General features: G+C 72.9%; 10 protein-coding genes. 8 read left to right on the top strand and 2 right to left on the bottom strand.

The genetic code is table 11. The annotated features are described in order from the left end of the window. The coding region (locus tag WMI84_RS12045) for an NAD-binding protein (RefSeq protein WP_347353451.1) at positions 1 to 752 on the top strand (752 nt) is incomplete at its 5' end. Between the two features lie 103 nt (positions 753 to 855). On the opposite strand, the gene WMI84_RS12040 is transcribed toward WMI84_RS12045, so the two are convergent. Then, positions 856 to 2,217, bottom strand: coding sequence for a 6-phospho-beta-glucosidase (locus WMI84_RS12040; protein ID WP_347353455.1), 1,362 nt, complete (start codon positions 2,215 to 2,217; stop codon positions 856 to 858). 38 nt (positions 2,218 to 2,255) lie between these two features. Here WMI84_RS12040 and WMI84_RS12035 point away from each other — a divergent pair, with 38 nt between their 5' ends. The 4 genes from WMI84_RS12035 to WMI84_RS12020 all read left to right on the top strand — a co-directional run bounded on the left by WMI84_RS12035 (position 2,256) and on the right by WMI84_RS12020 (position 6,374). Further along, positions 2,256 to 3,365: a PfkB family carbohydrate kinase gene (locus WMI84_RS12035; protein WP_347353453.1), complete on the top strand. Its 1,110-nt coding sequence runs from the start codon at positions 2,256 to 2,258 to the stop codon at positions 3,363 to 3,365. 118 nt (positions 3,366 to 3,483) lie between these two features. Continuing rightward, entirely contained in the window at positions 3,484 to 3,705 is a 222-nt protein-coding gene (locus WMI84_RS12030) for a heavy metal-associated domain-containing protein (RefSeq protein ID WP_347353449.1), read from the top strand. Continuing rightward, the gene (locus WMI84_RS12025) at positions 3,706 to 5,688 is read left to right on the top strand and encodes a cation-translocating P-type ATPase (protein WP_347353447.1); all 1,983 of its coding nucleotides are present in this window, start codon (positions 3,706 to 3,708) and stop codon (positions 5,686 to 5,688) included. It begins immediately after the preceding gene. Beyond that, entirely contained in the window at positions 5,685 to 6,374 is a 690-nt protein-coding gene (locus WMI84_RS12020; protein ID WP_347353445.1) for a Crp/Fnr family transcriptional regulator, read from the top strand. The genes WMI84_RS12025 and WMI84_RS12020 overlap by 4 nt, the downstream gene beginning before the upstream one ends. 259 nt (positions 6,375 to 6,633) lie before the next feature. Here WMI84_RS12020 and WMI84_RS12015 read toward each other — a convergent pair whose 3' ends face one another. After that, complete coding sequence (locus WMI84_RS12015) at positions 6,634 to 7,575, bottom strand: alpha/beta hydrolase (protein ID WP_347353443.1); 942 nt, start codon at positions 7,573 to 7,575, stop codon at positions 6,634 to 6,636. A gap of 196 nt (positions 7,576 to 7,771) precedes the next feature. Between WMI84_RS12015 and WMI84_RS12010 the strand changes: the two genes are divergently transcribed. The 3 genes from WMI84_RS12010 (at position 7,772) to WMI84_RS12000 (ending at position 14,238) form a co-directional block, all read left to right on the top strand. After that, on the top strand, positions 7,772 to 11,683 hold the full coding sequence (locus WMI84_RS12010; RefSeq protein WP_347353441.1) for a GH92 family glycosyl hydrolase: 3,912 nt from the start codon (positions 7,772 to 7,774) through the stop codon (positions 11,681 to 11,683). A 188-nt stretch (positions 11,684 to 11,871) separates the two neighbouring features. Beyond that, the gene (locus WMI84_RS12005; protein WP_347353439.1) at positions 11,872 to 12,258 is read left to right on the top strand and encodes a DUF6394 family protein; all 387 of its coding nucleotides are present in this window, start codon (positions 11,872 to 11,874) and stop codon (positions 12,256 to 12,258) included. 9 nt (positions 12,259 to 12,267) lie between these two features. After that, on the top strand, positions 12,268 to 14,238 hold the full coding sequence (locus WMI84_RS12000) for an NAD(P)-binding protein (protein ID WP_347353437.1): 1,971 nt from the start codon (positions 12,268 to 12,270) through the stop codon (positions 14,236 to 14,238). Positions 14,239 to 14,462 lie beyond the last annotated feature (224 nt).

Here is a 14,462-nt window from a genome sequence, read left to right as displayed (position 1 = left end):
AGGCGGTGCTCTACTGGTTCCTGCTGTGGCTGCTCGGGCTGCGCAACCGCACCAGCGTGCTGACCAGCCTGCTGCTGGCCAACTACTCGGAGTTCGCGCTGATCGTGGCCGCCATGGGCGTGAGCGCCGGGTGGCTGTCCTCGCACTGGCTGCTGTCGCTGGTCATCGCGGTCTCGGTCGGCTTCATCGTCTCCGCGCTGGTGAACCCGGCCTCGGTGTCGCGCGCCTCGCAGCTGGCCCAGCGCCTGCCGGCCCGGCCGCCCGACAAGATCCACCCGGAGGACCGACCGATCGACGTCGGGGACGCGACGGCGATCGTGCTCGGGATGGGCCGGGTCGGCCGCTCCGCGGCCGCCCAGCTGCAGGGGGAGCACGGCTACCGGGTCCTCGGCGTCGAGCACGACCCGTCCCGCGTGCAGGCCCTGCGGGGGCAGGGCTACAACGTCGTCGAGGGCGACGCGACCGACTACGACTTCTGGGCGAGGGTGGTGCGCAACGGGCTGGTGCGGGTCATCGTGCTGGCGATGCCCTCGCAGCACGCCAACGTCGAGGCACTGCGGGAGATGCGCCGGATCGGCTACCAGCAGGGCACCGTCGCCGCCGTCGCGCTCTACCGCGAGGACGCCGAGGAGCTCGAGCAGCTCGGGCTGGACGTCGTGGTGCACCTGTACGCCGGTGCCGGTGAGGCGCTGGCCGACCGCTCCGCCCGGGCCCAGGCCGGGCACCCAGCCGAGGGCACGGGGTTGCTGTAGTCACACTTCAGCCCAGCGACACACCGAGAACCGGCAAACCTCAACGGTTGCAACCAGCGATATTTGCAACTTTTCGGTGAGTCGCGGGCCAGGACCAGTCAGGTCAGGCGTCGCGGAAGACCCGGTCCAGCGACGGGATCGCGGCCCGGTAGCCGGCCAGCAGCTGCCGGGCCACGGTGACCGAGTCGACCAGCGGGTGCAGCGCGAGCGCCTCGACCGCAAGGCGCGGGTCGCCCGCGAGCGCGGCCCGGATGGTCAGCTCCTCGACGGCCTTGACCTGCAGGGTCAGGCCCAGCTCGGCGCCGCGGAGCGGTGACACCGGCAGCGGGCGCGGGCCGGCCGCGGTGACCCGGCAGGGCACCTCGACCACCGCGTCGACGGGCAGGCCCGGCAGCGTGCCCGCGTTGGCGACGTTGAGGACCAGGGTCGCCGGCTCGTCCCTCGCGATGGCGGTCATCAACCCGAGCGCGACGCCCTCGTAGCCGCCGCCCTCGATGTCCTGCTCCGACCGTGGCTCGTCCGCGGCCCGGTTCTCCTGCATGTAGGTCGCGTTGCGCTCCCGCTTGACCCGGTCCCAGACCGTCCAGGCTTCACCCGGCGAATCCGCAACCGCCGCATAGAAGCTCGACTGCTGCCCGACCAGGAACTCGCCCCTGGTCTGCGGGCCGCTCCGGATCGCGGCGATCGCCTCCCGGGTGAAGTAGTAGTAGTACAGGTACTCGTTCGGCAGCAGCCCCAGCGTCTGGAGCCAGTCGGTCCCGAACAGGTGCCCCTCCTCGATCGAGCCGAGCCGGGCCGGGTCCGCCAGCAGGTCGGGCAGCACGTCACGCCCGTCGACCCGCAACGCCTGCAGCCAGCCCAGGTGGTTCAGACCCGCGTAGTCGACCTCGGCACGGGCGAGGTCGTGGCCGAGCGCGATGGCTGCCCTCCGCGCGACCCCGAGGGCCGAGTCGCAGATCCCGACCACCCGCTCGCCGATCACCTGCTGCATGGCCTGCGTGACCAGCCCGGCCGGGTTGGTGAAGTTGACCACCCATGCCTCGGGGGCGAGCCGGCGCACCCGCTCGGCGATGTCGACCGCGACCGGGACGGTCCGCAGCCCGTAGGAGACCCCGCCCGCGCCCGTGGTCTCCTGCCCCAGCAGGCCCAGGTCGAGCGCCACCCGCTCGTCGGCCGTGCGTCCGTCGAGCCCGCCAACGCGGATCGCCGAGAAGACGAAGTCGGCCCCCTCGATCGCCCGGTCGAGGTCGGTCGTCACGGTGAGCTCGGGCGCCCGGTGCTGCGGGTGGGCCGCGGTATGCCGCTGGGCCTGGGTCGTGAGCACGTGCCCGATGGCGCGCAGCCGGGTCTCGTCGGTGTCGTGCAGGACCACGTGGGTGACGCGGCGCTCCGCGCGGTCGGCGAGCACAGCGGCATACACGAGGGGGACCCGGAAACCACCACCCCCGAGGATCGTCAGGCGCAAACCCACCACGCGGGCGACGCTACCAAGGGATCATGGGGATGATGTCGCACCAGAGCTTCGACCCCCTGGCCGCGCTGCGCACCGCCGGAGCGCCGGAGTTCGACGTGTTCGTGCACGGCACGGTGTTCCTCGACGTCATCTTCGCCGGGATGCCGGCGCCGGCGCCCGGGACCGAGGTCTGGGCCGAGGGCATGGCGTCGTGCCCGGGCGGGATCGCCAACCTGGCCGTCGCGGCCCGCCGGCTCGGGCTGCGGACCGCGCTCGCGGCGGCGTTCAGCGACGACGACTACGGCGACTTCTGCTGGCGCACGCTCCAGCAGCAGGAGGGGGTCGACCTCGGGCGCTCCCGGCGCTTCCCCGACTGGCACTCCCCGGTGACGGTGTCGATGTCGTACGGCGGGGACCGCACGATGGTCTCGCACGGCCACGACGCACCGGTCTCGATCGACGAGCTGATCGGCGTGCCGCCCCGCGCCCGAGCCGTGTTCGTCGACCTGGCCGACCTGGGCCGCGGGCCGGACGGCCCGGCCTGGGTCGAGCTGGCCAGGGGCGAGGGGGCGCTGTGCTTCGCCGACGTCGGCTGGGACCCCAGGCAGGAGTGGTCCAGTGCGGTGCTCGACCGGCTCGAGCACTGCTACGCGTTCATGCCGAACGCGGTCGAGGCGATGGCCTACACCGGGACGTCCTCGGCACTCGACGCGCTCTACCGGATCGCGGACTTCGTACCTCTGGCGATCGTGACGAACGGCGCCCAGGGTGCGGTCGGCATCGACGGGGCGACCGGTGAGGAGGCCAGCGTCCCGGCGTTGCGCGTCACGGGGCTCGACCCGACCGGGTCGGGCGACGTGTTCGCCGCGGCCATGGTGCTCGGGACCCTCGCCGGGTGGTCGCTCGTCGACCGGATGTCGTTCGCGAGCCTGTGCTCGGCACTGGCGCTGCAGCAGTTCGGCGGGTCGCTGGCGGCTCCCGGCTGGGGCGACGTGGTCGACTGGTGGCACGCCCTGCTCGGGGACCGCTCGACCGACAGCTACCACCGGTCGCTGCGCCGCCGGTACGCGTTCCTGGAGGAGATCGCCCCGCACGTGCCGGTGACCGCCTGCCGGCGCGCCACCGCGACGATCGCCCGCCGGGCCGACCTGCCCACCTAGGGCAGCCTCGGGTGACCGGTCGGCGACTTGACCGGGGTCAAGGCGCCCGGCCCGTGGGTGGGGTGCACTTGGGTTGCCCGGGGACTGCCGGGCCGCCGTCATCGCAAGGAGCACCCCAATGCGCACCGCCCGTTTCACCACCGAACCGTTCAGCTGCCCGAGCTGCGTCCGCAAGATCGAGGGGGTCCTCGAGCACACCCCGGGCGTCACCGACGCGAGGGTGCTGTTCAACTCGAACAAGGTCCGCGTGAGCTTCGACCCCGACAGCGTCACCCCCGGTGAGCTCGCCGAGGTCGTCACCTCCCTCGGCTATCCGGTGCTCACCACCAAGGTGGCCTGAGTGCGGCTCGCCCTGACCCAACGGGCCAGGAGCCGCATCACCTGCGCGAGCGGCGGGCTGCTGCTGCTCGCGCTGGTGCTGTCCCGGCTGCCGGCCCCCTTCGGGTCGACCTGGCGAGACGGGGCCCTGGTCGCCGCCGCCCTGCTCGCCGGGTTCCCGATCGCCGTGCGCGCCTGGCAGGCCGCCCGGGCCAAGGCGTTCAGCATCGACCTGCTCGTCAGCATCGCCGTCGTCGGCGCGCTCGTCATCGGCGAGTACGTCGAGTCGGCGGCCGTGGCCTTCCTGTTCCTGTTCGGGGCGTGGCTCGAGGCGCGCAGCCTGGAGCGCACCCGCGTGGCCCTGCGCGGGCTGGTCGACCTCGCCCCGACCCGCGCCACCGTGCGCCGCCAGGGCCGGCGCGTCACCGTGGACGCCGACGAGGTCGGCGTGGGCGAGACGGTGCTGGTCACCAGCGGCGAGCGCATCGCCGTCGACGGCACCGTCCTGTCGGGCACGGCACGGGTCCGGCAGGCCGCCGTCACCGGAGAGCCCGTCCCGGTGGCCAAGGCGCCCGGTGAGCGCGTCTTCGCCGGTACCGTCGCCGAGTCCGGCTACCTGGAGCTGCGCGCCGAGCGGGTCGGCGACGACACCACCTTCGCCCGGGTCATCGAGCTCGTCGAGCAGGCCCAGGAGTCACGCACCCGTCGGCAGCGCTTCCTGGAGCGCTTCGCGCAGGTCTACACCCCGGCGGTCGTCCTGCTCGCGGTCGTCGTCCTCGCCGCCACCCGCGACCTCGGGCTCGCGCTGACCTTCCTGGTCATCGCCTGCCCCGGTGCGCTCGTCATCTCGGTGCCGGTGGCTGCCGTCGCGGGCCTGGGCAACGTGGCCCGGCACGGCGTCCTGGTCAAGGACGCCGAGGCGATCGAGCACCTCGCGGCCGCCGACACGCTCGTGCTGGACAAGACCGGCACCCTCACCGTCGGGCGCCCCGTGGTGACCGCGGTCGAGCCGCTGGGCGAGCTCACCGCGGACGAGCTGCTCACGCTCGTCGCGACGCTCGAGTCGGCCTCGGAGCACCATCTCGCCCGCGCCGTCGTCGCGTACGCCGAGCAGCGGGGTATGCCGCCCACCTCCTCGCCCACGGACGTCGCGGTCCTCCCGGGGCTGGGGATCGCCGGACGGGTCGCCGGCCGGCCCGTCCTCGCGGGCCGGCGTGAGCTGTTGACCACGCACTCGGTCGCCGTCGACGGAGCGGCCGTCAAGCGGGCCACCGCGCACGAGCAAGGCGGAGCGAGCGTCGTCCACGTCGCCGTCGACGGTCGCCTGGCCGGGCTCGTCGCGGTGGCCGACGAGGTGCGGCAGGAGGCGGCCCCGGCCCTCGAGCGGCTGCGGGTGAGCGGCATCCGCCGGGTGGTGATGCTGACCGGGGACAACGCGCCCACGGCACGGCTCGTCGGTGACCGCCTCGGCATCGCCGACGTGCGCGCGGGGCTGCTGCCCGACGACAAGGCCCGGCTCGTCGGGCAGCTGCGCGCGGGCGGGCACCGCGTCGCGATGGTCGGCGACGGCGTCAACGACGCGCCGGCGCTCGCCACCGCCGACGTCGGGATCGCGATGGGCCGGTCCGGGACGGACGTGTCGCTGGAGACCGCGGACGTCGTGCTGCTCACCGACCGGCTCGACCAGCTCGCGCACGCGCGGGACGTGGCGCGCGCGACGGTGCGGGTGATGAAGCAGAACACCGTGCTCGCGCTCGTGACCGTCGGGCTGCTGGTCGCGGGCGTGCTGCTGCAGGTGGTGCAGCTCGCCGGTGGCATGCTGGTGCACGAGCTCAGCGTGCTGCTCGTGATCCTCAACGCGCTGCGTCTGGTCCGGCTGCGCGGGCCGCGACGCGACGTGGTCGACGTTGTGGACCCGGTCGGTGCGACCACCGCCACGACCCGGGCCGACCGGGCACCGGCCCGGAGCCGGGCACCGGCCCGCGAGAAGGAGCCTGTCCGTTGACCCACCCGCCGGGGACCTCGTGCGTGGCGATGGTGCCGCTCTTCGCCGGGCTGACCCCGCAGGAGCAGGACGAGGTCGCCGGCTACGCGCACCCCATCCGCCGCGCGGCGGGCGAGACGATCCACCGGCCCGGCGACGACGTCTCGCACCTGCTCGTCGTGCACCGGGGCCGGGTCAAGGTCTCGCACCTGAGCGCCGGCGGCCAGGAACGGCTGCTGCGCGTGCTGGAGCCGGGCGACTTCATGGGCGAGGCGGCGTTCGTGACCGGACGGCCGCACGACGACCTCGCCGTTGCGCTCGGGCAGGTCGAGCTGTGCAGCTTCGAGCACCGTGAGCTCGGGGCCCTGGTGCAGCACTTCCCCGACATCGCGCTGCGCATGCTGCGCACGGTGACGGCTCGGCTGGACGAGGCGGAGCGCACCATCGCCGACCTGACCGCCTCGGACGTCGAGGCCCGCCTCGCCGGCTACCTGGTCGAGCTGCCGACGAGCCGCCGGGACGGGCGGATGGTGGCCCGGCTGCCGCTGGCCAAGAAGGACGTCGCCTCACTGCTCGGCACGACCCCGGAGACGCTGAGCCGCAAGCTCGCGGCCTTCGCGGAGTCCCGGCTGGTCGAGGTGCACGGCCGGGAGGTGGTCGTGCTCGACCCGGCCGGCCTCGAGATGCGGGCGCATCCCGCGTCGTGAGCGACTCCGTCCGGCTGTGGAGCTCCGCTCGTCGACAGTGCAATTGCCCCGATCGAGCGTGCCGGCTCCTTTCGGGTGAAGGCACTGTGGCGACTCACCCGAGCGAGCTGGGGACGGGGCACCTCCCGTTCGGGGTCCGGGAGGTGCCTCGCACGAGAGGTACATCAAGGGTGCGGGGTGCAGCGTTACACGATGCAGGCCGCCCCCTGCTGCGAGGACGATCTTGGGCGAGTCGCGCCGCGGGAGAAGTGTCCTTCGGTCAGTCTCCCGACCCGGCCGGCAGGTGCGCGTCGAGCCAGGCGAGGATCTCGGCGGTGATCTCGTCGCGGTTCGTCTCGTTGAGCACCTCGTGCCGGGCGCCCGGCCAGAACCGCGACGTGACGTCCGCGACGCCGAGCCGGCGGTACTGGCTCGCCACCTGCTGGACCCCCTTGGTCTGGTCGCCGACCGGGTCCATCGAGCCGGACACGAGGTGGATCGGCAGATCCTTGGGCACGCGCGACACGGTCGCATCGGCGTTGACCTCGGCCAGCCCGGCGAGCAGGTCGGCGAAGAAGCCGCTGGTGAAGACCTTGCCGCACCACGGGTCGGCGATGTACTTGTCGACCTCCGCCTCGTCCCGGGACAGCCAGTCGAACTCGGTGCGGTTCGGTTTGAAGGCCTTGTCGTACTGGCCGAAGGTCAGCGTGTTCAGCAGCGTGCTCGTGTGCCGGCGACCGCGGAGCCGGCCCTCGGCCGTCGCGAGCAGCTGGCCCACCTTGCCGAGCAGGCCGGGGTCGCCGCCGGTGCCGGTCAGGACCAGCCCGGCCAGCTCGTCGCCGAACCGGGCCGCGTAGGACCGGGCCAGGAACGAGCCCATGCTGTGCCCGAACAGGAACACGGGCCGGCCCGGCTGCTCGGCCCGCGCCCGCTCGGTGACCAGGTGCAGGTCGTCGACGACCGTGGCGAAGCCGGCGTGGTCGGCGAAGTAGCCCTCGTCCCGCACGGTGGTCGCCGTCGCGCCGTGCCCCCGGTGGTCGCCCGCGTAGACGGCGTAGCCGGCGGCGGTCAGCGCCTCGGCGAAGCGGGCGTAGCGGCCCGAGTGCTCGGCCATGCCGTGGGCGATCTGGACGACGGCCTTGGCCGGGCCGTCCGGGAGCCACCGGTTGACGTGGAGGCCGGTGCCGTCCGGAGCGGGGACGGTCAGCGTGCTGCTCTGCATGAGCAGGACCCTAACCCGCCCACCGGCAGCGCGCGGACGGGTCGACCGGCCGGTCGTGGGACGAGGTTGTCCGAACCGGACAGGGCACCGGACAAACTCGGTCAAACCCATTGACCTACCGGCCGGTCCCCAAGAGGCTCGGTTCTCATCGCCGGTCGCACGGCCGGGGCTTCGCGCAGAGCACGGAGGACAACCGATGGGCGTCAGCAGCAGTCGGCGCGGCCGGTGGGCCGCCCTCGTCACGGTCACCAGCCTCGCGCTCATGGCGGCTCCGCTCGCGGCCACCGCCGCGCCCGGGCAACCGGGCCACGGCCGGACGACGCAGACCCGCGACTTCCGCACCTCTTTCGAGACCGGTCAGCCGCAGCCGTCGGTCTCGACCGTGGAGACCGGTCCCGACGGTCCGCGCCAGCAGGGCGTCTCGGGGAGCCTGACCACGAACGGGAGCGTGCTGGGCACGGTCGTCGGGGTGACCGCCAGCGGCGAGAACCCGCCCAGCGAGATTGCCGCCAACCTCGCCGACGCGAACCCGGAGACCAAGTGGCTCTCCTTCGCCACCACCGGCTGGGTGCGCTACGAGCTCTCGACGCCGGCCAGGATCGTGCGCTACTCGCTCACCTCCGCCAACGACGCACCCGAGCGCGACCCGAAGGACTTCACCCTGCAGGGCTCGAGCGACGGCGCGACGTGGACCGACCTGGACCGCCAGACCGGCATCGACTTCTCGGGGCGCTTCGCGACGCGCACCTTCGAGGTCACCACCTCGGCGGCATACCAGTTCTACCGCTTGGACGTGACCGCGGTGCACAGCGGCGGGATCGTGCAGCTGGCCGACTGGGACCTGTCCGACGGGTCCACCGGCGGCGGTCCGGTCACGCCGATCGTCACCAACGTGGGCTCCGGCCCGATCGCCGGCTACAACATCCGGCCCAGCGTCGGCTGGACCGGTGTCAAGGCGATGCGCTACCTCGGCGAGCACACCGCCGACGGTCGCGGCTACGCGTGGAACCGGCTGTTCGACGTGGACCTGCCGGTCACGCGCACCACGCAGCTGAGCTACCGGATCTTCCCCGACATGGTGCCCGACAACCTCACCTACCCCTCGACGTATGCCGCCATCGACCTGCGCTTCACCGACGGCACCTACCTGTCCGACCTGGCCGCCAAGGACGTCCACGGCGTCGCAGCGAGCCCGAGCGGGCAGGGCGTCGGCAAGATCCTCTACGCGAACCAGTGGAACGCGGTCACCGTGCAGGTCGGTGCCGTGGCCGCGGGGCGCACCGTGGACCGCATCCTCGTCGGCTACGACAACCCCGGCGGCAAGGACAAGACCCGCTTCGGCGGGTGGGTCGACGACATCGCCGTCGTCGCGCACCCTGCGGTCATCGACGGGCGGGACCTGACCAACTACGTCGACACCCGTCGCGGCACCAACGCCTCGAGCTCGTTCTCACGCGGCAACAACCTGCCGATCAGCGCCGTCCCGAACGGCTTCACCTTCTTCACCCCGGTGACCAACGCGAACTCGCAGACCTGGCAGTACTACTACCAGGCGGCCAACAACGCCGCGAACCGCCCGGTCCTGCAGGGCCTGGCCATCTCGCACGAGCCCAGCCCGTGGATGGGCGATCGGAACCAGCTGTCGGTCATGCCGTCCATCGCCAGTGGCACGCCGACCGGCAGCGCGTCGGGACGGGGGCTCGCCTTCGACCACGCGACCGAGGTCGCCCGCCCGGACTACTACCGGGCCGAGCTCGCCGGCGGCCTGACCGCCGAGCTGGCGCCCGCCGACCACGGCGGGGTCTACCGCTTCACCTTCCCCGACTCCGCGGCGACCGGCCACCTCGTGCTGGACACGGTCAACGACAGCGGGGCCTTCACCGTCGACGCGGCTGCGGGCACGGTGACCGGCTGGGTCGACAACGGCAGCGGCCTGTCCGCCGGGCGCAGCCGGATGTTCGTCTACGGCACCTTCGACCGGCCGGCCACGGCGACGGGCACCGCTCCGGACGGCCACACCGGGACGCGGTACGCGACCTTCGACACCGGCGCACGCCACGACGTCGTGCTGCGGCTGGCGACCTCGTTCATCTCGCTCGACCAGGCCCGGCGCAACCACGCCCTCGAGCTCGGCTCGCGCAGCTTCGAGGCCGTGCGTGCCGCGGCGAACGCGGCCTGGAACAAGCGGCTCGGCGTCATCCGGGTCGAGACGACGACGGACACGGCAGGCGATGCCGAGCGCACCACGCTGTACTCGAACCTCTACCGGCTCAACCTCTACCCCAACAGCCAGTTCGAGAACACCGGCACGGCCCGCGCGCCCCGCTTCCAGTACGCGAGCCCGGTCTCGCCGAAGTCCGGGTCGGCCACCGAGACCACGACGAACGCGGCGGTCAAGGACGGCCGGATCTACGTCAACAACGGGTTCTGGGACACCTACCGCACCGTCTGGCCGGCCTACTCGCTGCTCTACCCGGAGTTCGCCGCCGAGATCGTCGACGGGTTCGTGCAGCAGTACCGCGACGGCGGCTGGATCGCCCGGTGGTCCTCACCCGGCTACGCCGACCTGATGACCGGCACCAGCTCGGACGTCGCGTTCGCCGACGCGTACCTGAAGGGGGTGCGGCTGCCCGACCCGCTCGGCGCGTATGACGCCGCCCTGAAGAACGCGACGGTGCTACCGCCGTCGAGCGCGGTGGGCCGCAAGGGCCTGGACACCTCGATCTTCACCGGCTACACGAGCACCCGGACCCACGAGAGCGTCTCGTGGGGCCTCGAGGGCTTCATCAACGACTTCGGCATCGGCAACATGGCGGCCGCGCTCGCGAAGGACCGGGCGACCCCGGCCGACCGGCGCGCCCAGCTGCGGGAGGAGTCGAGGTACTTCCTCGAGCGGGCCACGCACTACGTCAACGCGTTCAACCCGAAGACCGGCTTCTTCCAGGGCCGCGCCGCCGACGGCAGCTTCGCCGCGGACTTCGACCCCGAGTCGTGGGGCGGCGACTTCACCGAGACGGACGGGTGGAACTTCGCCTTCCACGCGCCCTTCGACGGGGCGGGACTGGCCAACCTGTACGGCGGCCGGGACGGCCTGGCCAAGAAGCTCGACACCTTCTTCGCGACCCCGGAGACGGCACGCAAGCCGGGCGGCTACGGCGGCGTCATCCACGAGATGGTCGAGGCCCGCGACGTGCGGATGGGCCAGCTCGGGCAGAGCAACCAGGTCTCGCACCACATCCCGTACATGTACGACTGGGCCGGCCAGCAGTGGAAGACGGCCGAGAAGGTGCGCGAGATCCTGCGTCGCCTCTACGTCGGCTCCGAGATCGGCCAGGGCTACCCCGGCGACGAGGACAACGGCGAGATGTCCGCGTGGTACATCCTGTCCGCGCTCGGCATCTACCCGCTGCAGGTCGGCTCGGGCGAGTGGGCCGTCGGGTCACCGAAGTTCACCAAGGCCACCGTGCACCGGGCCCAGGGAGACCTGGTCGTCACGGCGCGCGGCAACTCCGAGCGGAATATCTACGTGCAAGGGCTCCGGGTGGACGGGCGCCGGCACTCCGGCGTCTCGATCAGCCAGTCGCAGCTGCGCGGCCCGACCCGGCTCGACTTCGCGATGGGTGCCCAGCCGTCCGACTTCGGCACCCGGCGTCAGGATGCCCCACCGTCGCTGACCAAGGGGAACAAGGTGCCGCAACCGTTGCACGACGTCACCGGGCCAGGGCTGGGCACAGCGACGGCCACCGGCGCCGCCGAGGTGGGTCCGCTGTTCGACGACACGTCGCGGACCTCGGTCGCGTTCACCTCGGCCACGCCCACCGTGACCTACACGCTGGCGGGCGGCGCGCAACGGGTGACCTGGTACACGATTACCTCCGGCCCGCAGTCCGGCGACCCGGCCGCCTGGCGCCTCGAGGGCTCGCGGGACGGCGGTCGCACCTGGCGCACCCTGGACACGCGCTCCGGGCAGAGCTTCCCCTGGCGGGGCCAGACCCGGCCGTTCGAGCTGGACCGGACCGGGCACTACTCGGCCTACCGCCTCGTCGTGACCGGGACCGTCGGTGCCGAGGCGCCGAACATCGCGGAGGTCGAGCTCCTGGCCCGCTGACCGACGTGCCGGGCGGGCGAGCGTGTGCGCTTCGGGTCGTCGGGGCGACCGAAAGCGCGCACGGCCCCGAGACCCGGGCGCTGCGTATGCCGCCGAGCCCGGCCCGCGCGCGCGGCGGCGTACGCGGGCCGTAGGGGTGAGCGGCATACGAGGGCGATAGCATCGGCGCACCCGACGCTGGAGGGCGCATGAACCTCGAGAAGGTGATCTTCGGCTTCTTCGTGCTGCTCGCGGCCACGTTGAACTTCGGGTTCTTCGTCGGCCCGATCAACGACCCGACCGCCCACAACGTGTACGAGCTGTTCGCCGCGGTCGTGGTCAACATCATCGCCACCGTGCTCAAGCTCGGCGACCGCACCCAGATCGGCGCCGTCCACCTCGCCACCAGCCTGGTCGCCTCGCTGCAGCTGATCGCCGCCGGGGTCCTGTGGACCTACGCGACCCAGGTCTCGACCGCCGGGCTGACGCCCGAGGCGACCGCGAGCGTCGTCTCGATGTCGGCCGGGGCGTTGTTCGCCAACATCGTGTCGGTCGTGCTGCTCGTCATCGAGACGATCTCCTTCCAGCGGCGCTGAGGAGGGCTCGTGGGCAACCCGCTGCTGCTCGGGTGGTTCATCCGCCGCCCCGAACCCGACGAGGACCGCCGGACCAAGGGGCGGGTCACCGCGGAGGCGCTCGCCCTGCGCCGGAGCGAGACGACCGAGCCGACCAGCGGGCTGCTGCTGTTCCTGCGCCGGATGCGCTACCCGCTCATCGCGATCATCCTGATCTTCTCGGTCAGCGTCGTCGGCCTGACCCTGATCCCGAAGACCGAGCCCGACGGCACCGTGCGGCACATGAGCCTGTTCGACGCGTTCTACGTGGTCAGCTACACGGCCACCACGATCGGCTTCGGCGAGACGCCGTTCGAGTTCGACGTCGCCCAGCGCCTCTGGATGACCGCGGTCATCTACATGTCCGTCGTCGGGTGGGCGTACGGGGTCGGGTCCCTGCTCGCGCTCACCCAGGACCGGTCCTTCCGGCGCGCCATCACCAGGCGGCACGTCTCGCGCAAGGTGGAGCACCTGGCCGAGCCGTTCCACATCCTCGTCGGCTACGGCTCGACGACCCGGCGGATCGGCCGGGCCCTGGACAACCTCGGGCGCCGCTTCGTGGTGATCGACGACCGGGAGTACCGCGCGTCGGCGGTGGACCTCGACGACTACCGCTCCGACACTCCAGCGCTGTACGGCGACGCCCGCGAGACGCGCAACCTCATCGTCGCCGGGCTGGCCCACCCGCGCTGCGAGGGCGTGCTCGCCCTGACGGACGACGACCGGACCAACCTCGACGTGACGATGACGACCGCGCTGCTTCGGCCCGGGCTGCCGGTCATCGCGCTGACCCAGACCCGGGAGATGGCCGAGCGGATGCGGTCCGTCGGCGCCTGGTTCGTGGTCGACCCGCTCGACCGGTTCGGCGACCACCTGCGCATCCTGGCCAGGTCCCCCGCCGCCTACCAGCTCATGACGTGGCTGACCAGCCCCCCGGGCACCGAGCTGTCGAAGCGCCGACCCCGAGTGCCGCACGGCCGGTGGGTCGTCTGCGGGCAGGGCCGGTTCGCCCAGGAGCTGGTCCGCGACCTGCACGACGAGGGGATCGAGGTCACCCGGGTGCTCGGCGGGGCCTCGGCCCTGGTCCAGCTGGAGCACACTCGCCGTGACGACGCCGACGACCGGGGTGAGGGCGCTGGTGAGGACGAGCTCGAGGGACCGGACGACGACGAGGGTCGTGAGCCCACATCCCCTGCCGATCCCTCGACCGGGGTCGACCCGGCAGCGAACCGGTCCACGACGGACGGTGCCCTCGCCGGCGCCGAGGACGTCGAGGAGCTGCACGAGGCGCAGCTCGAGTCCGCCGTCGCCTTCGTCGCCGCGGCCGACGACGACACCGCCAACCTCTGGCTGCTGGCCGCCGCCGCCGAGCTCAACCCGGGGCTGTTCACCGTCGCCCTCGAGCAGCGGGCCTCCAACGTGCCCCTCTTCGAGGCGCTCGACGTCGACTTCGGGATGACCGCGGCCGAGGTGACCGGCCGCGAGGTCCTGGCCCGCCTGAGCAACCCGGGCCTCATGGCGTTCCTGCCGTCGGTGCCCCGGATGGACGACGGGTGGTCGGCCGACCTGGTCGACCGCCTCGTCGAGCAATGCGGCACCGGCACGCCCGAGCTGTGGCTGGTCGATCTGGACTCCGGCGCCAGCCCAGCGATCGGGCGGTGGCTCACGGCGGGCACCCTCACGCTGGGCGACCTGCTGCGCAGCCCGGCCGACCGCGAGCAGGTGCTGCCTGCCGTTCCGCTCGCGGTGGTCCGCCACGACGGGAGCCGGGCCAGGCCCGGCCTCGACGAGCCACTGCGCCCCGGCGACCGGGTCCTGCTGGCCGCCGGCACCGTCGCGCGGCGCGCGCTCGACGCGACCCTCTCGCACTACCCGACGGCGGCCTACGTCCTCGACGACCGGTTCGTCCCGACGAGCTGGCTCTGGCGCCGGCTGCTGCGCCCCCCGGCCGGCGGGTGGTGAGCCGCGCCGCGACAGGTGGCGAACCGCGCCGCAGCGGCTGGCCGGGCCCCTCACGGAAGGCCGGTAGGCGGCATACCATCGGCCCATGGAGGGCTGGCGAGGGCAGCGGCCCGGTCCGTCCTCGGCGAGCGCCGCCGCCGGGGGGCGCGAGACGCTCGGCGGACCGGCGGGGTCCGTCGGCGCCGCCGCGACCTCCCAGGCGCAGCTGGCGGCGCTGTTCGACG

The sequence above is a fragment of the Intrasporangium sp. genome, from assembly GCF_039812505.1.
Classification (GTDB): domain Bacteria; phylum Actinomycetota; class Actinomycetes; order Actinomycetales; family Dermatophilaceae; genus Intrasporangium_A.
This window is presented reverse-complemented; position numbering and strand designations above follow the sequence as displayed.

Bases quoted from the DNA above. Each gene is read 5' to 3' on its own strand.
- WMI84_RS12035 (WP_347353453.1), top strand. From the start codon at position 2,256: ATGATGTCGCACCAGAGCTTCGACCCCCTGGCCGCGCTGCGCACCGCC.
- WMI84_RS12030 (WP_347353449.1), top strand. From the start codon at position 3,484: ATGCGCACCGCCCGTTTCACCACCGAACCGTTCAGCTGCCCGAGCTGC.
- WMI84_RS12015 (WP_347353443.1), bottom strand. From the start codon at position 7,575: ATGCAGAGCAGCACGCTGACCGTCCCCGCTCCGGACGGCACCGGCCTC.
- WMI84_RS12010 (WP_347353441.1), top strand. From the start codon at position 7,772: ATGGGCGTCAGCAGCAGTCGGCGCGGCCGGTGGGCCGCCCTCGTCACG.
- WMI84_RS12005 (WP_347353439.1), top strand. From the start codon at position 11,872: ATGAACCTCGAGAAGGTGATCTTCGGCTTCTTCGTGCTGCTCGCGGCC.